At 68.7% G+C, this 19,101-nt stretch carries 20 protein-coding genes; 14 read left to right on the top strand and 6 right to left on the bottom strand.

Translation table 11 applies throughout. The features are described 5' to 3' along the window. Positions 1-5 precede the first annotated feature (5 nt). From ACAG20_RS00375 to ACAG20_RS00345, 7 genes are all read left to right on the top strand, one after another. Complete coding sequence (locus ACAG20_RS00375; RefSeq protein WP_112684096.1) at positions 6-860, top strand: undecaprenyl-diphosphate phosphatase; 855 nt, start codon at positions 6-8, stop codon at positions 858-860. Continuing rightward, on the top strand, positions 857-1,543 hold the full coding sequence (locus ACAG20_RS00370) for a histidine phosphatase family protein (protein WP_370491112.1): 687 nt from the start codon (positions 857-859) through the stop codon (positions 1,541-1,543). The genes ACAG20_RS00375 and ACAG20_RS00370 overlap by 4 nt, the downstream gene beginning before the upstream one ends. 51 nt (positions 1,544-1,594) lie before the next feature. Beyond that, positions 1,595-2,188, top strand: a complete 594-nt coding sequence (locus ACAG20_RS00365; RefSeq protein ID WP_112684080.1) for a DUF3090 domain-containing protein — start codon at positions 1,595-1,597, stop codon at positions 2,186-2,188. Next, on the top strand, positions 2,172-2,984 hold the full coding sequence (locus ACAG20_RS00360) for an SCO1664 family protein (protein ID WP_370491111.1): 813 nt from the start codon (positions 2,172-2,174) through the stop codon (positions 2,982-2,984). The genes ACAG20_RS00365 and ACAG20_RS00360 overlap by 17 nt, the downstream gene beginning before the upstream one ends. A gap of 111 nt (positions 2,985-3,095) precedes the next feature. After that, on the top strand, positions 3,096-3,878 hold the full coding sequence (locus ACAG20_RS00355; RefSeq protein WP_370491110.1) for a 3'(2'),5'-bisphosphate nucleotidase CysQ: 783 nt from the start codon (positions 3,096-3,098) through the stop codon (positions 3,876-3,878). Between the two features lie 138 nt (positions 3,879-4,016). Beyond that, the gene (gene mshC / locus ACAG20_RS00350) at positions 4,017-5,252 is read left to right on the top strand and encodes a cysteine--1-D-myo-inosityl 2-amino-2-deoxy-alpha-D-glucopyranoside ligase (RefSeq protein ID WP_370491109.1); all 1,236 of its coding nucleotides are present in this window, start codon (positions 4,017-4,019) and stop codon (positions 5,250-5,252) included. Between the two features lie 29 nt (positions 5,253-5,281). Next, positions 5,282-6,157, top strand: a complete 876-nt coding sequence (locus tag ACAG20_RS00345; protein WP_370491108.1) for an SDR family oxidoreductase — start codon at positions 5,282-5,284, stop codon at positions 6,155-6,157. 12 nt (positions 6,158-6,169) lie between these two features. On the opposite strand, the gene ACAG20_RS00340 is transcribed toward ACAG20_RS00345, so the two are convergent. After that, positions 6,170-7,036 (bottom strand): PAC2 family protein, encoded by an 867-nt coding sequence (locus ACAG20_RS00340; RefSeq protein WP_112684075.1) that lies wholly within the window; start codon positions 7,034-7,036, stop codon positions 6,170-6,172. A 203-nt stretch (positions 7,037-7,239) separates the two neighbouring features. Here ACAG20_RS00340 and metH point away from each other — a divergent pair, with 203 nt between their 5' ends. The 5 genes from metH (at position 7,240) to ACAG20_RS00315 (ending at position 13,457) form a co-directional block, all read left to right on the top strand. Further along, positions 7,240-10,965: a methionine synthase gene (gene metH, locus ACAG20_RS00335; protein WP_370491107.1), complete on the top strand. Its 3,726-nt coding sequence runs from the start codon at positions 7,240-7,242 to the stop codon at positions 10,963-10,965. A 19-nt stretch (positions 10,966-10,984) separates the two neighbouring features. Then, on the top strand, positions 10,985-11,692 hold the full coding sequence (locus ACAG20_RS00330) for an HAD family hydrolase (protein WP_370491106.1): 708 nt from the start codon (positions 10,985-10,987) through the stop codon (positions 11,690-11,692). 78 nt (positions 11,693-11,770) lie between these two features. Continuing rightward, positions 11,771-12,052, top strand: a complete 282-nt coding sequence (locus tag ACAG20_RS00325; RefSeq protein ID WP_112684073.1) for a phosphoribosyl-ATP diphosphatase — start codon at positions 11,771-11,773, stop codon at positions 12,050-12,052. Positions 12,053-12,054: 2 nt separating this feature from the next. Beyond that, positions 12,055-12,915, top strand: a complete 861-nt coding sequence (hisG, locus tag ACAG20_RS00320; RefSeq protein WP_370491105.1) for an ATP phosphoribosyltransferase — start codon at positions 12,055-12,057, stop codon at positions 12,913-12,915. A gap of 59 nt (positions 12,916-12,974) precedes the next feature. Then, positions 12,975-13,457: a DUF4126 family protein gene (locus tag ACAG20_RS00315; protein ID WP_112684071.1), complete on the top strand. Its 483-nt coding sequence runs from the start codon at positions 12,975-12,977 to the stop codon at positions 13,455-13,457. A gap of 39 nt (positions 13,458-13,496) precedes the next feature. Here ACAG20_RS00315 and ACAG20_RS00310 read toward each other — a convergent pair whose 3' ends face one another. After that, positions 13,497-14,300 carry a RecB family exonuclease gene (locus ACAG20_RS00310; RefSeq protein ID WP_370491104.1) on the bottom strand — a complete coding sequence of 268 codons (804 nt, stop codon included), beginning with the start codon at positions 14,298-14,300 and terminating at the stop codon, positions 13,497-13,499. Between the two features lie 64 nt (positions 14,301-14,364). On the opposite strand from ACAG20_RS00310, the gene ACAG20_RS00305 reads away from it, so the two are divergent. Next, entirely contained in the window at positions 14,365-15,198 is an 834-nt protein-coding gene (locus tag ACAG20_RS00305) for a tRNA (adenine-N1)-methyltransferase (protein WP_112684069.1), read from the top strand. Between the two features lie 20 nt (positions 15,199-15,218). Here the strand turns inward: ACAG20_RS00305 and ACAG20_RS00300 are convergent, their stop codons facing one another. From ACAG20_RS00300 to ACAG20_RS00285, 4 genes are all read right to left on the bottom strand, one after another. Continuing rightward, a complete protein-coding gene (locus tag ACAG20_RS00300) occupies positions 15,219-15,650 on the bottom strand; it encodes a hypothetical protein (RefSeq protein WP_112684068.1) in 432 nt (143 codons plus the stop codon). An 83-nt stretch (positions 15,651-15,733) separates the two neighbouring features. After that, entirely contained in the window at positions 15,734-16,027 is a 294-nt protein-coding gene (locus ACAG20_RS00295) for a DUF503 domain-containing protein (RefSeq protein WP_370491103.1), read from the bottom strand. 2 nt (positions 16,028-16,029) lie between these two features. Further along, positions 16,030-16,566 (bottom strand): hypothetical protein, encoded by a 537-nt coding sequence (locus ACAG20_RS00290; RefSeq protein WP_370491102.1) that lies wholly within the window; start codon positions 16,564-16,566, stop codon positions 16,030-16,032. Between the two features lie 17 nt (positions 16,567-16,583). Next, on the bottom strand, positions 16,584-17,072 hold the full coding sequence (locus ACAG20_RS00285) for a hypothetical protein (RefSeq protein ID WP_370491101.1): 489 nt from the start codon (positions 17,070-17,072) through the stop codon (positions 16,584-16,586). A gap of 155 nt (positions 17,073-17,227) precedes the next feature. Between ACAG20_RS00285 and arc the strand changes: the two genes are divergently transcribed. Further along, on the top strand, positions 17,228-19,051 hold the full coding sequence (gene arc / locus ACAG20_RS00280) for a proteasome ATPase (protein ID WP_112684094.1): 1,824 nt from the start codon (positions 17,228-17,230) through the stop codon (positions 19,049-19,051). The last annotated feature ends 50 nt before the right edge of the window (positions 19,052-19,101 follow it).

The raw sequence follows: 19,101 nt of genomic DNA, 5'->3' as shown, positions 1-19,101 counted from the left end.
CCGCGATGTCGTGGCCGCAGGTCATCGTCCTGGCGATCGTGCAGGGGCTCACCGAATTCCTGCCGGTCTCGTCCTCCGGGCATCTGGCGCTGGTATCGCGGCTGTTCTTCGCCGGCGACGCCGGCGCATCCTTCACCGCGGTCACCCAGCTCGGCACCGAGGTGGCGGTCCTGGTCTATTTCGCCAAGGACATCGCGCGGATCGCCACCGCGTGGCTGTCCGGGGTGGCGTCGGCGCTGACCAAAACGCCGCTGGCCGCCGACCGCCAGGTCGACTACCGGATGGGCTGGTACGTCATCATCGGCACCATCCCGATCTGCGTGCTGGGCCTGGTGTTCACCGACCAGATCCGGTCTGGGGTGCGCAACCTGTGGGTGGTGGCGACCGCGCTGGTGGTGTTCTCGGCGGTGATCGCCGCCGCCGAATACCTCGGCCGCCAGACTCGCCACGCCAAGCAGCTGACCTGGCGCGATGCCGTACTGGTGGGGTCGGCGCAAACCCTTGCGCTGGTGCCCGGCGTGTCCCGCTCCGGCGCCACGATCAGCGCCGGGCTGTTCGCCGGCCTGGACCGCGAGCTGGCCGCCCGGTTCGGCTTCCTGCTGGCCATCCCGGCGGTGTTCGCCTCCGGGCTCTTCTCGCTGCCCGACGCGTTTCACCCGGCCGGTACCGGGATGAGTGCCAGCGGGCCGCAACTGTTGGTGGCCACCCTGATCGCCTTCGGGGTCGGCTGGGCGGCGGTGGCCTGGTTCCTGCGGTTCCTGGTGTCCCACAGCATGTACTGGTTCGTCGGGTACCGGGTGGTCGTCGGGACGACGATCCTGGTCCTGCTGGCCACCGGTGTATTGGCGGCCCAGTCATGACGGTCATCCTGCTCCGGCACGGCCGGTCCAGCGCGAACACCGCCGGGGTGCTGGCCGGGCGTTCCGAAGGTGTCGAGCTCGATGCGTTGGGCCGCGAGCAGGCCGCACAGCTCGTCGACCGGTTCGCCGGGCTGCCCATCAAGGCGCTGGTGCGCTCACCGCTGCTGCGCTGCCGCAGCACCGTCGAGCCGCTGGCCGCCGCGCTCGGGCTGGACCCGCTCATCGACGATCGGCTCGCCGAGGTCGATTACGGAACCTGGACCGGTCGCAAGATGAGCGAGCTGACCGGCGAGCCGCTGTGGCGGGTGGTGCAGGCGCAGCCGAGCGCGGCGGTGTTCCCCGGCGGCGAAGGGCTGGCGCAGGTGCAGGCCCGGGCGGTTGCCGCGGTACGCGAACATGACCGGGAGCTGGCCGAGCAGCACGGCGCCGACGTGCTGTGGGTGGCCTGCAGCCACGGCGACGTCATCAAGGCGGTCATCGCCGACGCGCTCGGTGTCCACCTGGACGGTTTTCAGCGCATCACCGCCGACCCGGCGTCGGCCAGCGTGATCCGCTACACGCCGTTGCGCCCGTTCGTCATCCACCTCAATCACACCGGGGACTCACTGGCCGCCGCGGTCACAAATTCGCCGCCCGCCGACGGCTCGTCGAGCGACGCCGTCGTCGGTGGGTCCACCACCTAGTCGACGGGGATACCGGTGTCATCGCCGACTGCCGGTATTTTGGGAGATGCCATGTCCCGAGCCATCCACGTCTTTCGCACTCCCGACCGCTTCGTGGCCGGGACCGTCGGCCAACCCGGGAATCGCACCTTCTACCTGCAGGCGGTGCACGACGAGCGGGTGGTCTCGGTGGTGCTGGAAAAGCAGCAGGTAGCGGTGCTCGCCGAGCGGATCGGTGCACTGTTGTTGGAGGTCAACCGCCGATTCGGTACCCCGGTACCACCGGAGCCCACCGAGATCGAGGACCTCAACCCGCTGGTGACGCCGGTGGACGCCGAATTCCGGGTCGGAACCATGGGATTGGGTTGGGACTCCGAGGCGCAGACCGTGGTCGTCGAGCTGCTCGCGGTCAGCGACACCGAGTTCGATGCGTCGGTGGTCCTCGACGACACCGACGAGGGCCCGGACGCGGTGCGGGTGTTCCTGACGCCGGAGTCGGCGCGGCAGTTCGCCACCAGATCGAACCGGGTCATCTCCGCGGGCCGCCCGCCGTGCCCGCTGTGCGACGAGCCGCTGGATCCGGCCGGCCACCTCTGCGTCCGCACCAACGGCTATCGGCGGGGTGCATTCGGGCCCGACGATGAGCCCGATGACCCCGACCTCTGACGATAGGGAGGCGCTGCGCTCCGGGGAGCTGGAGATCCTGGGCCGCATCCGCTCGGCGAGCAACGCCACTTTCCTGTGCGAGGCGACGATGGGGGAGCGGCGCACCCACTGTGTGTACAAGCCGATCGCCGGTGAGCAGCCGCTGTGGGACTTCCCGGACGGCACGCTGGCCGGCCGCGAGCTCGTCGCGCACCTGATCTCCGTTGAGTTGGGCTGGAACCTGGTGCCCTACACCATCATTCGCGACGGCCCCGCCGGGCCCGGCATGGTGCAGCTGTGGGTGGACCAACCTGGCGACGGCGGCGACCCGCCGGCCGGGCCTGCGCTGGTCGACCTGGCGCCGGTCGGCAAGATCCCGGCCGGCTACCTGTCGGTGCTGCGGGCCTACGACTACGCCGGTGACCCGGTGGTACTCGTGCACGCCGATGACCCCCGGTTGCGTCGCATGGCGGTGTTCGACGTGGTGATCAACAACGCCGACCGCAAGGGCGGACACATCCTGTGCGGCACCGACGGTGTGGTCTACGGCGTCGACCACGGCGTGACCCTGCACACCCAAGACAAGTTGCGCACCGTGCTGTGGGGCTGGGCCGGCATGCCGCTGGACGACCTGGCCGAGTTGCAGGCGCTGGCCCGCTTGGCCGCCGCGCTGGACGGTCCGCTGGCCGCCGACCTGGAGCCACATCTGACGTCGGCCGAGATCGCGGCCCTGCGGCGGCGCGTCGAGGATCTGCTGGAACATCCGGTGATGCCCGGCCCGAACAGTCATCGCCCGATACCCTGGCCGGCGTTCTGAGGGCCTTCACCACCGCCGCGGGTGCATTCTGGCCGCGAAAATCCGCTTCGGGAATGCCGAACCGCCCACTCGCGGCGGGGCGTGCCAGCCGGGTCGGGGATACTTCCTGACGTGACGCTGACCGACGCGGCGCTGGCCGCCGAACTGGCCGTCGAGGCCGGGAAGCTGTTGCTCAAGGTCCGCGACGAGGTGGGGTTCGGCCACCCGTGGCGCCTCGGCGATGCCGGGGATGCGCTCGCCAACCGTTTGATCCTCAGCCGGCTGCGGGAGGTACGCCCCGACGACGCGGTGCTCAGCGAGGAATCGCCCGACGACCTGGCCCGGTTGCAGGCCGACCGGGTCTGGATCATCGACCCGCTCGACGGCACCCGGGAGTTCACCACCCCCGGACGGGATGACTGGGCGGTGCATATCGCGCTGTGGCAGCGAGACGGCGCGGGGCCGGGCGCCATCACCGACGCCGCGGTGTCGCTGCCGGCCTATGACAACAGGAGCAACGTCGTGTTCGCCACCGACACGGTCACCGCGAACGCCACGCCGGCCGGGGTCCCGAACCCGATACGGGTGGCGGTCAGCGCAACCCGGATGCCGGCGGTGGTGCGCATCATCCGGGAGGTACTGCCGGTCGAACCGGTGCTGATGGGTTCGGCGGGCGCCAAGGCGATGGCGGTGGTGCGCGGCGACGTGGACGCCTACCTGCACGCCGGCGGCCAATGGGAGTGGGATTCGGCCGCCCCGGCCGGTGTGGTGCGGGCGGCCGGGCTGCACGCCTCCCGGCTCGACGGTTCGCCGCTGCTCTACAACCGCCCCGACCCCTACCTGCCCGACCTGCTGATGTGCCGGCCCGAGGTGGCGCCGACGCTACTCGACGCCGTGCGGCAAACGTTGTTCTGACCGCGGTGTTGGTGCGGCGGTTCCAGCTTCACCTCGCCTCCGGCGAGCCTCGCTAAACCGCGGTGTTGATGCGGCGGTTCCAGCTTCACCTCGCCTCCGGCGAGCCTCGCTAAACCGCCGGGCCTTACAGTCGAGGGCATGCAATCGTGGTCCGCGCCGGCCGTTCCGGCCCTGCCCGGGCACGGCCCGGCGCTGCGTCTGTACGACACCGCCGACCGGCAGGTCCGCCCGGTGTCGCCGGGCCCGACGGCCACCATGTACGTCTGCGGCATCACCCCTTATGACGCCACCCATCTGGGTCACGCCGCCACCTATCTGGTCTTCGACCTGATTCACCGGCTCTGGCTCGACGCCGGCCACCCGGTGGACTACGTGCAGAACGTCACCGACGTCGATGACCCGCTGCTCGAACGCGCCGACCGTGACGGTGTGGACTGGCAGCTGCTGGCGGCCGATCAGGTCGAGCTGTTCGCGGCGGACATGACCGCGCTGCGGGTGCTGCCGCCCCAGCACTACGTGGCTGCCAGCGAGGCGATCGACGAGGTCGTCGAGGTGGTCGAGAAAATGCTGGCCTCCGGGTCGGCCTATGTCGTCGACGGCGAACACCCGGACGTCTATTTCCGCGCCGACGCCACCGAACAGTTCGGCTACGAATCGGGTCTCGACCGCGCCACCATGCTGGAACTGTTCGGCGAGCGCGGCGGAGATCCGGACCGGGCCGGCAAGACCGATCCGCTGGATGCCCTGCTGTGGCGCGCCGCCCGGCCGGGCGAACCCAGCTGGCCCGCGCCGTTTGGCGCCGGACGGCCCGGCTGGCACGTCGAGTGCGCCGCGATCGCGTTGAGCCGGATCGGCAGCGGGATCGACATCCAGGGCGGCGGGTCCGACCTGATCTTCCCGCACCACGAGTTCTCCGCCGCGCACGCCGAATCGCTCACCGGGGAGCGGCGTTTCGCCCGCCACTACGTGCATACCGGGATGATCGGCTGGGACGGACACAAGATGTCCAAGAGCCTCGGCAACCTGGTGCTGGTGTCCAGACTGCGCGCTCAGGGTGTGGAGCCGGCGGCGATCAGGCTGGGTCTGCTGGCCGGCCACTACCGCAGCGACCGGTTCTGGGACGACGCGATCCTGCAGCAGGCCGAGGCGCGACTGGCCCGCTGGCGCGCCGCGACCACCCTGCCGGCCGGCCCGGCCGCCGACGACGTGATCGCCCGGCTGCGCCGCTACCTCGCCGACGACCTGGACACGGTGAAGGCGCTCGCGGCGCTGGACGGTTGGGCCACCGACGCACTGGAGTACGGCGGTCACGACACCGCCACCCCGCGGCTGGTGGCCACCGCGGTCGACGCCCTGCTGGGTGTGGCGCTCTGACCCAGCTGCGCCGGGAGTAGTTTGGCCGCATGGTTGCGATTCACTCCCAAGTCATCTTCATCACCGGCGGTGCGCACGGTATCGGCGCCGACACGGCCCGCCGGCTGCACGCTCAGGGCGCCAAACTGGTGCTGACCGACCTGGACCAGGCGCAGCTCACGGCGTTCGCCGATGAACTCGGCGGTGACCGGGTGCTGACCGTGGCCGCCGATGTCCGCGACCTGGACGCCATGCAGGCCGCCGCCGATGCGGCCGTCGCGCGGTTCGGACGGATCGACACCGTGGTCGCCAATGCCGGCATCGCCAGCTACGGCTCGCTGCTGGCCGTCGACCCGGAGGCGTTCCGGCGGGTGATCGACGTCAACCTGGTGGGGGTGTTCAACACGGTGCGGGCCACGCTGCCGGCCATCGTCGAGCGCCGCGGCTATGTGCTGATCGTGTCGTCGCTGGCGGCGTTCGCCGCTGCGCCGGGCATGATCCCCTACGACGCATCCAAGGCCGGTGTCGAGCATCTGGCCAACGCGTTGCGCCTGGAGGTCGCCCACCTCGGGGTGACCGTCGGCTCGGCGCACATGTCCTGGATCGACACCGCGCTGGTGCGCGACACCAAGTCCGACCTGTCGACCTTCGGTGAGTTGCTGGCCAAGCTGCCCTGGCCGCTGAACAAGACCACGTCGGTGGCCGAATGCGTCGACGCGTTCGTCGACGGCATCGAGAACCGTCGCACCCGGGTCTACTGCCCGCGCTGGGTGGGGCTGTTCCGCTGGCTCAAGCCGCTGCTGTCCAGCGGGGTCGCGGAGGGCCAGATCGGCAAGGTGGCCGCCGAAATGCTGCCGCGGATGGACGCCGAGGTCGCCGCGCTGGGCCGTTCCACCAGCGCCTACAACGAGGCCATAGAAAAGTAGGGCCGAACTGGGTCAGCGCCGGCGGCGGCGCAGGTAGCGCTCGAACTCCGCGGCCAGCGCGTCGCCGTCGATCTTGTTGAGCGCATCGGTCATGTCGACCTCGGCGTCGCCGCGCTCCTCCAGCGAGGTGACGTAGTCGGCGATCTCCTCGTCCTCGCTGGCCATCTCGGTGACCGCCAGCTCCCACTCCTCGGCTTGCGCCGGCAGATCGCCCAGCGGCACCTCGATGTCCAGGGCGTCCTCGACGCGGCGCAGCAGTGCGACCGTCGCCTTGGGATTGGGCGGCTGCGAGACATAGTGCGGCACCGCCGCCCAGAACGTCACCGCCGGAATCCCGGCCGCCACGCACGCGTCCTGAAACACCCCGGTGATCCCGGTCGGGCCCTCGTAGCGGGTCTCGGTCAGACCGAATCGGGTGGCCGACTCCGGCGAGTAGGCCGCCCCGGAGACCGGCACCGGCCGGGTGTGCGGGGTGTCGGCCAGCAGCGCGCCCAGGATCACCACGGTGTTGACGTCGAGTTGCTCGATGACCGCCAGCAGCTGGGCGCAGAACGTCCGCCAGCGCATGTTGGGCTCGACGCCGTGCATCAGCACGATGTCGCGGTCGCTGCCCGGTGGCCGGCAGTGCGAGACCCGCATCGACGGCCACACCAGTTCACGGGTGACGCCGTCGAGCTGCCGGATCACCGGCCGGTTCACCTGGTAGTCGTAGTACGCCTCGTCGTCGATGTCGACGATCAGCCGGGCGTCCCAGATGTCGTGCAGGTGCTGCACCGCGTCGCTGGCGGCGTCGCCGGCGTCATTCCAGCCCTCGAAAGCGGCCACCACGATGGTGTCGTGCAGGTCGGGAAGCGCGGTGCCGTCATCCGGTCGGGTCACACCGCCAGGGTAAGGCCTGTGCGGAGATCACGGGCCCTACCGGAGCGGCTGAGTCGGCTCGGTCGCCGGGGGATTCGTCCCTATGGCGGGTGAGCAAGTAGACTTTTCGGCGTCGAGAGGCGTTGCAACGGTTCGCCGGTTCCCGCCGGTGGCCGCCACGCTCGACGGAGTCAAGGACGCCTTCCGTCATGGAAGGGACCTGCGTGACTAACTTTGAGCCCAACATCCAGCCTGACTGCACCGAAGAGCTGACGGCTGCGCTGCGCCGGCGGATCGTGGTGATCGACGGCGCGATGGGCACGGCGATCCAGCGCGACCGGCCGGACGAGGCCGGTTACCGCGGCGAGCGGTTCAGCGAGTGGCCCACCCCGCTGCAGGGCAACAACGACCTGCTCACCTTGACGCAACCGGAGATCATCGAGGGCATTCACCGCGAGTATCTCGAGGCGGGCGCCGACATCTTGGAGACCAACACCTTCAACGCGAACGCGATCTCGCTGTCGGACTACGACATGGCGGACCTCAGCTATGAGCTGAACTATGCGGGCGCCGCCCTGGCCCGCAAGGCCGCAGCTGAATACAGCACCGGCGACAAGCCCCGCTACGTGGCCGGCACCATCGGGCCGACGACGCGCACCGCGTCGATCTCGCCGGACGTCAACGACCCCGGCGCCCGCAACGTCTCCTACGACCAATTGGTCGCCGCCTACCTCGAAGCCGCCAACGGCCTGGTCGACGGCGGCGCCGACCTCATCCTCATCGAGACGATCTTCGACTCGCTGAACGCCAAGGCCGCGGTGTTCGCCGTCGAGACGTTGTTCGAGGAACGCGGACGCCGCTGGCCGGTCATCATCTCCGGCACCATCACCGATGCGTCCGGGCGCACATTGTCGGGTCAGGTCACCGAGGCGTTCTGGAACTCGATCCGGCACGCGAGGCCGATCGCGGTGGGCCTCAACTGCGCCCTGGGCGCGCCGGAGATGCGGCCCTACATCGCCGAGATGGCGCGAATCGCCGACACCCACGTGTCCTGCTATCCCAACGCCGGCCTGCCCAACGCCTTCGGCGAGTACGACGAGGACCCGGAGCGGCAGGCCAGCTACATCGCCGAGTTCGCCGAGGCCGGCCTGGTCAACCTGGTCGGCGGTTGCTGCGGAACGGCGCCGGAGCACATCGCCGAGATCGCCAAGGTCGTCGAGGGCAAGCCGCCGCGCGAGCTGCCGAAGATCGAGGTCGCCACCCGGCTGGCGGGCCTGGAACCGCTCAACATCACCGACGACTCGCTGTTCGTCAACATCGGTGAGCGCACCAATATCACCGGTTCAGCCCGGTTCCGCAACCTGATCAAGGCCGAGGACTACGACACCGCGCTGTCGGTGGCGCTGCAACAGGTCGAGGCCGGTGCGCAGGTCATCGACATCAACATGGACGAGGGCATGATCGACGGCGTCGCCGCGATGGACCGGTTCACCAAACTGATCGCCAGCGAACCCGACATCAGCCGCGTCCCGGTGATGATCGACTCCTCCAAGTGGGAGGTCATCGAGGCGGGCCTGAAGAACGTGCAGGGCAAGCCGATCGTCAACTCGATCTCCATGAAGGAGGGCGAGGAGAAGTTCATCCGCGAGGCACGGCTGTGCCGCAAGTACGGCGCCGCCGTCGTCGTGATGGCCTTCGACGAGCAGGGGCAGGCCGACAACCTGGAGCGCCGCAAGGAGATCTGCGGGCGCGCCTACCGGGTCCTGACCGAGCAGGTCGGCTTCCCGGCCGAGGACATCATCTTCGACCCGAACTGCTTCGCACTGGCGACCGGCATCGAGGAGCACGCCACCTACGGGATCGACTTCATCGAGGCCTGCGCCTGGATCAAGGAGAGCCTGCCCGGGGTGCACATCTCCGGCGGCATCTCGAACGTGTCGTTCTCGTTCCGGGGCAACAACCCGGTCCGTGAGGCGATTCACGCGGTGTTCCTGTACCACGCGATCAAGGCCGGCCTGGACATGGGCATCGTCAACGCCGGAGCGCTGGTGCCCTACGACTCGATCGACGCCGAGCTGCGGGAACGCATCGAGGACGTGGTGCTGAACCGTCGCGCGGATGCGGCCGAGCGGCTGCTGGAGATCGCCGAACGGTTCAACTCCTCCGAGAAGGGCGAAGACCCCGCGGCGGCCGAGTGGCGCAACCTCCCGGCCCGCGAGCGGATCACGCACGCCCTGGTCAAGGGCATCGACGCGCACGTCGACGAGGACACCGAGGAGCTGCGGGCCGAGATCGCCGCCGCCGGCGGCCGGCCGATCGAGGTGATCGAGGGCCCGCTGATGGACGGCATGAACGTCGTCGGCGACCTCTTCGGCGCCGGCAAGATGTTCCTGCCGCAGGTGGTGAAGTCGGCCCGGGTGATGAAGAAGGCGGTGGCCTACCTGCTGCCGTTCATCGAGGCCGAGAAGCAGCCGGGCGACGCCGACCACACCAACGGCACCATCGTGATGGCGACGGTCAAGGGCGACGTCCACGACATCGGCAAGAACATCGTCGGGGTGGTGTTGCAGTGCAACAACTACACCGTCGTCGACCTCGGGGTGATGGTGCCCGCCGAGAAGATCCTGACCGCGGCCAGGGAGTACGACGCCGACATGATCGGCCTCTCCGGCCTGATCACCCCGTCGCTGGAGGAGATGGCCGGTTTCGCCGCCGAGATGGAACGCGAAGGCCTCCAGATCCCGCTTTTGATCGGCGGCGCGACCACCTCGAGCGCCCACACGGCCGTGAAGATCGCGCCGCGTCGTAGCGCTCCGGTGATCTGGGTCAAGGACGCGTCGCGCTCGGTTCCGGTGGTTGCCGCGCTGCTCGACGACAAGCAGCGCCCGGCGCTGCTGGAATCGACCGCGGCCGACTACGCGTCGCTGCGGGAACGGCATGCCCAGAAGAACGAGCGGCCGATGGTGCCGCTGGAGAAGGCCCGCGCCAACCGGACTCCCATCGAGTGGGACGGCTACACGCCGCCGGCGCCCGTTATTGGTACGGGAGTTTGGGAATTTCTTGACTACGATCTGGCCGAGTTGCGCGAGTACATCGACTGGCAGCCGTTCTTCAACGCCTGGGAGATGAAGGGCCGCTTTCCCGACATCCTCAACAACCCGGCTTCCGGCGAGGCCGCGCGCAAGCTGTACAACGAGGCCCAGCAGATGCTCGACACCGCGATCGCAGAGAAGTGGCTGACGGCCAACGCGGTCATCGGGTTCTTCCCGGCCAACGCGGTCGGCGATGACGTCGAGGTCTACACCGATGACACCCGGACCGAGGTGTTGACCGTGTTCCACAACCTGCGCCAGCAGGGCGCGCACCGGCCGGGTATCCCGAACCGGTCGCTGGGCGACTACATCGCCCCCAAAGACACAGGTCTGGCCGACTACATCGGCGCCTTCGCCGTCACCGCGGGGCTGGGCAGCGGCGAGAAGATCGCGGAGTTCAAGGAAGCACTCGATGACTACAGTGCGATCCTGCTGGAGTCGGTCGCCGACCGGCTGGCGGAGGCGTTCGCCGAACGGATGCACCAGCGGGTTCGCAAGGAGTTCTGGGGATTCCAGCCCGACGAGGCCTTGGACAACGACGCCCTGATCGCCGAGAAGTACCAGGGGATCCGCCCGGCGCCGGGCTACCCGGCCTGCCCGGAGCACACCGAGAAGGCGACGATCTGGAAGTTGATGGACGTCACCGAACGGACCCGCATCGAGCTGACCGACTCGATGGCGATGTGGCCCGGTGCCGCGGTCAGCGGCCTGTATTTCTCGCACCCGCAGTCGCAGTATTTCGTGATCGGCCGGTTGGCCCAGGACCAGGTCGCCGACTACGCGAAGCGCAAGGGCTGGACGCTGGCCGAAGCCGAGCGCTGGCTCGCCGCCAACCTCGGCTACAACCCGGAGGACTGAGTCCTGAGGTGCTGCCCCGATGGGTGAGTTGCGCGCGGTGCTGTGCGACATGGACGGCACCCTGGTCGATTCCGAGAAGCTCTGGGATGTCGCGATGGATGCGCTCTACGACCGCCTCGGCGGGGTGCTGACACCCCAGGTGCGGGCGGCCACGGTCGGTGGCAGCGCGGCCGACAACATCCGCATCGTCTACGACGACCTGGGCCTGACACCCGACCCGGCGGCGATGGCCGCCTCGGCGGCCTGGATGCACGACTACACCGCCGAGTTGTTCGATGCGGCCCTGCCCTGGTGCGACGGCGCCCAGGAGTTGCTGGAGGGACTCGCGGCGGCGGCCGTGCCCATGGCGCTGGTCACCAACACCCCGCGGCTGCTGGCCGAGCGGGCGCTGAACACCATCGGCCGGCACTATTTCGATGCGGTGGTCTGCGGTGACGAGGTGGGCCGGGGTAAGCCGGCGCCGGATCCCTACCTGCGGGCGGTCGAGCTGCTGGAGCTGGATCCGCGCGAGTGTCTGGCCGTGGAGGACTCGCCGACCGGCGCCGCCTCGGCCGAACTGGCCGGTTGTGCGGTGCTGGTGGTACCCAACGCGATACCGGTGCCGCCCGGTGCGATGCGTCACCAGGTGGGGTCGTTGGCCGGGCTCGGGCCGGCGGACCTGCACGAGATCTACACCCGACTCTCTGCCCCCCGCGAGCGTGCGCGTCTGCCCGCCGACACGCCGTAAAAACTGTGCAGCTGTGCACGCTCGCTCGGGCACCGCAACCACCACGGGCGAAACTGCCGTGACTGCCCGTGACCGGGCATGAAACAATCCCTGCTCGTGAAGACCTTCGAGGAGCTGTTCGCCGAGCTCGGTGAGCGCGCCGCCACCCGACCGGCCGGCAGCGCCACCGTCGCCGCGCTGGACGCCGGGGTGCACACCATCGGCAAGAAGATTCTGGAGGAGGCCGGCGAGGTGTGGCTGGCCGCCGAGCACGAGTCCGATGACGCGCTGGCCGGCGAGATCAGTCAGCTGCTGTATTGGACCCAGGTGCTGATGATCTCGCGCGGGCTGACGTTGTCCGACGTGTACCGGAAGTTGTGACCATGTTGCGTGTCGCGGTTCCCAACAAGGGAGCGCTCAGTGAGTCCGCCGCGGCGATGCTGGCGGAGGCCGGCTACCGCAGCCGCGCCGACGCCAAGGACCTGACGGTCCTGGATCCGTCGAACAAGGTGGAGTTCTTCTTCCTGCGGCCCAAGGACATCGCCATCTACGTCGGGTCGGGGGAGCTGGATCTGGGGGTCACCGGTCGGGACCTTGCCCTGGAATCCACTGCGCCGGTGCGCGAACGGCTGGCGTTGGGATTCGGCTCGTCGCGGTTCCGCTACGCCGCCCCGGCCGGACGGGACTGGACCGTGGCGGATCTGGCCGGCAAGCGGATCGCCACCGCTTATCCCAATCTCGTTCGGAAAGACCTGGCGGCCAAGGGAATCGAGGCGACCGTCATCCGTCTGGACGGCGCGGTGGAGATCTCGATACAGCTCGGGGTGGCCGACGCGATCGCCGACGTGGTCGGGTCGGGCCGCACGTTGCGCCAGCACGACCTGGTGGCTTTCGGTGAGACACTGTGCGATTCGGAGGCGGTGCTCATCGAGGCCGCCAAACCGAACGGCCGCAGCCAACAGACGGCCGCAGCCCGCGATCAGCTGGCGGGCCGGATGCGCGGCGTGGTCTTCGGCCAGCAGTACCTGATGCTGGACTACAACTGTCCGCGGGCGGCTCTTGAGCAGGCCGCCGCGATCACCCCCGGCCTGGAGTCACCGACCATCGCTCCGCTGGCCGAGCCGGACTGGATCGCGGTTCGCGCGCTGGTGCCGCGCCGCCAGGTCAACGCGATCATGGACGAACTGGCCGCCATCGGGGCCAAGGCCATCCTCGCCTCGGACATCAGATTCTGCCGATTTTGATCAGTGCAGGTCGGGGAGTTGTCGACGTGTTAGCGTCCGGGAGAATCTAGGAGGCTCTCGTGACGCATTTCCTCGTGCTGCTCCTCGCGCTGTTGATCGGTGTCGTCGCCGGACTGCGTGCGCTGACCGCACCGGCCGTCATGGCCTGGGCGGCCGCACTGCACTGGATCAACCTGGACGGCACCTGGGCTCAGTGGTTGAGCCACCCGGCGACCGTCACCATCCTGACGGTGCTGGCGGTTGGTGAACTGGTCACCGATCAATTGCCCAAGACCCCCAACCGCACCATGCCGCTGCCGTTCACCGCTCGGATCGTGTTGGGCGGGTTCGCCGGTGCGGTGCTCGGCACGGCCTGGAACTACACCTGGACGGCACTGGGCGCGGGCATGATCGGCGCGGTGATCGGCACGTTGGTCGGTTTTGCCCTGCGGCAGCGCTTGGTCGCCGTCAGTGGCGGGCGCGACCTGCCGATCGCGCTGCTGGAAGACAGTGTCGCGGTACTGGGCGGCATCGCGATCGCCGCTTACACCGCGGTGCTGTGAGCTGAGACGTTCAGCGCCGGTGCAGCACCGATCGGCCGTTCACGCCGCGCCGTCCATCGGCCAGCCGGGATAGGCCGGCGGGGTCCCGCCGAACGCCGGACACAACGCGCGGTGCGCGCACCAATCGCACAACCGCGACGGGTTCGGCCGGAAATCACCTGTGGCACCGGCAGTTTGGATGGCACGCCAGATCGCGATCAGAATCTTCTCGAAGCGCAGCAGCTCCGCGTGGTCCGGTGAGTAGTCCAGCAACTGGCCGTCGGCCAGGTAGATCAGCCGCAGCTGGGCCGGAAGCACCCCGCGTGATCGCAGCAGTGCCACCGCATAGAACTTCATCTGGAACAGCGCCCTCGACTGGGCCGACGCGCTGCCCGGCGACGGCGCCCGGCCGGTCTTGTAGTCGACCACGCGCAGGCCGCCGGTCGGGGCGACGTCGATGCGGTCGACGAAACCTCGCAGCAGCGTCCCGTCGGCGAGTTCGACCTCGACGCGTTGTTCACAGCTCTGGGGATCGAACCGGCGGGGATCCTCCAGCCGGTAGTAGCCGCTGAGCAGCTTGCGCGCTTCGGCCAGCAACTGCTCGACATCCAGCCCGGCCGCCAGATCCGGTTCGGCGCTGATCAGCTCCTCCAAGGCCGGGGCGGCCAGCTCACGGGCCGTCTCCGGACCGCGCTGGGCGGCCGGCAGCGCGTAGAGGCGCTCCAGTGCGCCGTGCACCACCGTGCCGCGCAGCTGCGCCGTCGACGGCGGCTCGGACAGCCGGTCGATTGCGCGGAACCGATACAGCAGCGGGCACTGTTTGAAGTCGGCCGCCCGCGACGGGGACAACGCCGGCCTACTCATACGCGGAACCCTACGGGCATGCTCCGACAACCCACGCCTGCCACGCTGCGTAGGGTGAACGGCTGTGTCCGAATCCGGGATCTTCCAAGCAGGCGACCGGGCCCAGTTCACCGACGCCAAAGGCCGCCGCTACACCACGGTGCTGGTCCCCGGCGGTGACTTCCACACCCATCGGGGCGCCATCCCGCACGACGAGGTGATCGGGCTGCCGGACGGCAGCGTGGTCAAGTCCGCCAACGGTGACCCGTTCCTGGTGCTGCGGCCGCTGCTGGTCGACTATGTGATGTCGATGCCGCGCGGGGCGCAGGTGATCTATCCCAAGGATTCCGCACAGATCATTCACGAAGGCGACATCTTCCCCGGCGCCCGGGTGCTGGAGGCCGGTGCCGGATCGGGCGCGCTGACGCTGTCGTTGCTGCGAGCGGTCGGGCCGGAGGGCCAGGTGGTCTCCTACGAACTGCGCGATGACCACGCCGAGCATGCCCGCCGCAATGTCGAGACCTTCGTCGGGCAGCTGCCCGACAACTGGCGGCTGGTGATGGGCGATGTCGCCGACTGCGACCTGCCCGACGGGTCGATCGACCGGGTGGTGCTGGACATGCTGGCGCCGTGGGACGTGCTTGACGTCGTGTCGCGGGTGCTGATTCCCGGTGGGGTGCTGGTGATCTATGTGGCCACCGTCACCCAGCTCTCGCAGGTGAACGAGGCGCTGCGCGAGCAGCAGTGCTGGACCGAGCCGCGATCATGGGAGACCATGCAGCGCGGCTGGAACGTCGTCGGGCTGGCGGTGCGCCCACAACATGCGATGCGCGGCCACACCGCCTTCCTGGTCTGCGCCCGCAGGCTGGCGCCCGGCACGGTCACCCCGACCCGGCTGGGACGCAAACGTCCGATGTGAGCAGACGCGCCCGGTTGGGTTTACGGCCCCCAGAGGCGCGGATTCATCGCATGTGCCGACGGTGCCTGCAGTTCCACGGCGCCATCCGCGCCGGTCGTGTAGGGGAAGATCAGCCCTACCGCTGCGCCCTCACGGTGTTCGACACTGACCTCGATCCCGTCGCGGTGCGGATCGGTCAACGTGACGTTCAAGGCGACGACGGCGGCCCGCAGGCTGTCCTTGAGCGCGGTCACGGCCCGCCAGTGCGCCGCCAACTGTTCGACGACCGCCGCTGATGTCGGGTAGTCCGGAGCGATCACCTGGCGTTCGCCGTCGACGGAAACCGCCAGCGCGAAAGGCAGGAACTCGCCGCGGGCCGCGATGGTTTCCAGGGCGAGGTTGACCGCGGCGTCGGTGAGCCCGTCAAGGTCCGCCTGCGCCTGTTCGGACACGGTGTCGCGCCAGCTCGTCATCCGCTGATCGCCTCCTCGTCAGATCGGTCTCAACGGTAGCCGGTCACCCTCATATGAAGACCGAATCGGCCTGCGGCACAATCTCAGTCGTCGCTGCAACTCAACCGCCGCCGCACCGACAGCAGCTCGATCTCCGGGCGCGCGGCCACCAGTCGCTCGACCGCATCGAGGACCTCGACCACATGTCGGCGCTCCCCGGAAACCGCGGCCAGGCCGATGCCGCTGCGCCGGTGCAGCTCTACCGAATCCGTCTCGGCCGCTGACACATTGAACTTACGGCGCAACTCCGCGACGATCGGGCGCACCACCGAGCGCTTCTGCTTGAGCGAGTGCACGTCACCGAGCAGCAGGTCGAACTCCAGCCACCCGATCCACATGGCTACGGCGTCGGCGTGGGAGGCGTTGTGGAGCCGGCATGTGCCTTGCCGAACGCCAGCAACGTTTTGGCGGTCTCGTGCGATAGTTGCCAGCCGCCGTCGCGCGGCGTGAACTCCATCGGGAACGTGAACCCACCGGCATCTGGGCTGGCGGTGTTGACCGTGACGTCGGCGGTCACGTTGCCCGGGTGGCGGTCCGACCAGGTGATGTCGGCGGTTTCGAGGTTCAGCGGCAGGTACCCGCCGTCTTTGAGTGCGGTGGCGAACTTGTCGATGGTCGCGGCGTCGGTGGGCTTGGCGCTCTCGATCAGGCTGACCTTCTCGGCACCGGAAATCTCTGGATCGGACAACCGGTAGAGCACATCCGTGAGTGCCTCGGGCGCCGGAAGCGGCGATGACTGCGGCTCTGCCGCCAGCGTTGTTGTCGCCGTCACCGGGACCTCGGCCGGCGGCTCAGCCGGTTGTGGGTGGCTGGCGCAGCCCGACAGCGCCAGCACCGCCGCCAGGGCGGTGCTCAAGGCGATGCGCTGCCGGGACATCCGCGATCAGTTCGACGTCAGTTGGACGAGGTCATCTGCGACAGCGTCATCAGCGATGTCTTGGACAACTTCCAGCCGCCCTGGTCGACGAACATCAGGTTGACCGAACGCGGCTCCAGCTGCGGTCCGGAGGCGGTGACATCCGCGGTGGCCGCGCCGGGGCCGGCCGGCGCGATATTGGCCACGCTGATCGATAGCGGGAACTTACCGTTGGCGACGCCCTTGGCCATCTTGCGGTCCATCACGCTGCTCTCGACCGGGCCGAGGCCGCCCTCGATGAGGTGGGACTTGCCGGCGGCGGGGATGCCGGGATCGGCCAGGGTGTTGAGCACGTCGGTCAGCTGCTCGGGCGCCGGGATGGCGGCCGGCGGCTCGAGCGGCAGCGGCGCACCCCAAACCGTCAACTGCAGCTGCGGAGTGACGGTTGCAACCGAGGTCACACCTGCTGCGGCTGCCGCCACGAGCGCGGCGGCTGCGATGCCTGTGGCTAGGTATTTCACGGTCACAAAGGTCCTTTCGACGGCTTAAATCGTCACCCAGGCTAACAGCGTTTGTCGGTGTGTCGGATTGCCACAGCGCACGCGAATGCACAATGGCCGGTAGCGTTGAGGTATCCGTCGCTTCAACTTCCAGTTCGGGAAAGGAGCGCAACATGGACAACATGGGAGACTCGGCGCGTTCTGGGGCCTTCGACGCTTCCAGTGGCCCCGGCACGCCCGGCGACGACCTGGCCGAGCTGGAGGAGCTGCGCCGAGAGGCCGCTGTGCTGCGCGAACAACTCGACAACGCACCGCAGGACAGCGCCCGCGTTGGGCGTGACGTCCGACAGCTCGAAGCGCACATCGACTCGCTGACCGCGCGCAACTCCAAGCTGATGGAAACCCTTAAGGACGCACGTCAGCAGTTGCTGGCGCTGCGTGAGGAAGTCGACCGGCTTGGCCAGCCCCCCAGCGGTTATGGTGTGCTGCTGGCTACCCACGAGGACGAGACCGTCGACGTGTTCACCTCGGGGCGCCGGATGCGGCTGAACATCTCGCCGAACATCGATGTCTCGACGCTCAAGAAGGGCCAGACGGTGCGGCTCAACGAGGCGCTGACGGTAGTCGAGGCCAGCTCTTTCGAAGCGGTCGGGGAGATCTCCACGCTGCGGGAGCTGCTGTCCGACGGCCACCGGGCGCTGGTGGTGGGCCACGCCGACGAGGAGCGCATTGTGTGGCTGGCCGAGCCGCTGGTCGCCGAGGATCTGCCCGAACGCAACCCAGACGCCGACTCGGACGACCGGCGTCCCCGCAGGCTGCGCCCCGGCGACTCCCTGCTGGTGGACACCAAGGCCGGCTACGCCTTCGAGCGCATCCCCAAGGCCGAGGTGGAGGATCTGGTGCTCGAAGAGGTGCCGGATGTCAGCTACGGCGACATCGGTGGCCTGGGCCGGCAGATCGAGCAGATCCGCGACGCGGTCGAGCTGCCGTTCCTGCACAAGGACCTCTACCGCGAGTACGCACTGCGCCCGCCCAAAGGTGTGCTGCTCTACGGCCCGCCCGGCTGCGGTAAGACGTTGATCGCCAAGGCCGTGGCCAACTCGCTGGCCAAGAAGATGGCCGAGGTGCGCGGCGACGACGCCCACGAGGCCAAGTCGTACTTCCTCAACATCAAGGGCCCGGAGCTGCTCAACAAGTTCGTCGGTGAGACCGAACGCCACATCCGGCTGATCTTCCAGCGCGCCCGGGAGAAGGCGTCCGAGGGCACACCGGTGATCGTGTTCTTCGATGAGATGGACTCGATCTTCCGCACCCGTGGCACCGGTGTCTCCTCGGACGTGGAGACCACGGTGGTTCCCCAGTTGCTCAGTGAGATCGACGGCGTGGAGGGGCTGGAGAACGTCATCGTGATCGGGGCCTCCAACCGCGAGGACATGATTGACCCGGCGATCCTGCGGCCCGGCCGCCTCGACGTCAAGATCAAGATCGAGCGCCCCGACGCCGAAGCCGCCCAGGACATCTTCTCCAAGTACCTCACCGTGGGGTTGCCGGTGCACGCCGACGACCTGGCCGAGTTCGGCGGGGACCGCGCGGCCTGCATCAAGGCGATGATCGAGAAGGTCGTCGACCGGATGTACGCCGAGATCGACGACAACCGGTTCCTGGAGGTCACCTACGCCAACGGTGACAAGGAAGTCATGTACTTCAAGGACTTCAACTCCGGGGCGATGATCCAGAACGTCGTCGACCGGGCGAAGAAGAACGCCATCAAGTCGGTGCTGGAGACCGGTCAGCCCGGTCTGCGCATCCAGCACCTGCTGGATTCGATCGTCGACGAGTTCGCCGAGAACGAGGACCTGCCCAACACCACCAACCCCGATGACTGGGCGCGGATCTCGGGCAAGAAGGGCGAGCGGATCGTCTACATCCGCACCCTGGTCACCGGCAAGTCGTCGAGCGCCAGCCGGGCGATCGACACCGAGTCCAACCTCGGTCAGTACCTGTAGGGCCCCTGATTCGGCGAGCGTGCATGTCTGTGCGCCGACACGCCGCGAAC

Origin of the sequence: Mycobacterium sp. pW045 (genome assembly GCF_041287085.1) — a bacterium.
Lineage (GTDB): Bacteria > Actinomycetota > Actinomycetes > Mycobacteriales > Mycobacteriaceae > Mycobacterium > Mycobacterium algericum_A.
The sequence above is the reverse complement of the archived record's forward strand: the minus strand, read 5'-3'. Positions and strand labels throughout refer to the sequence as shown.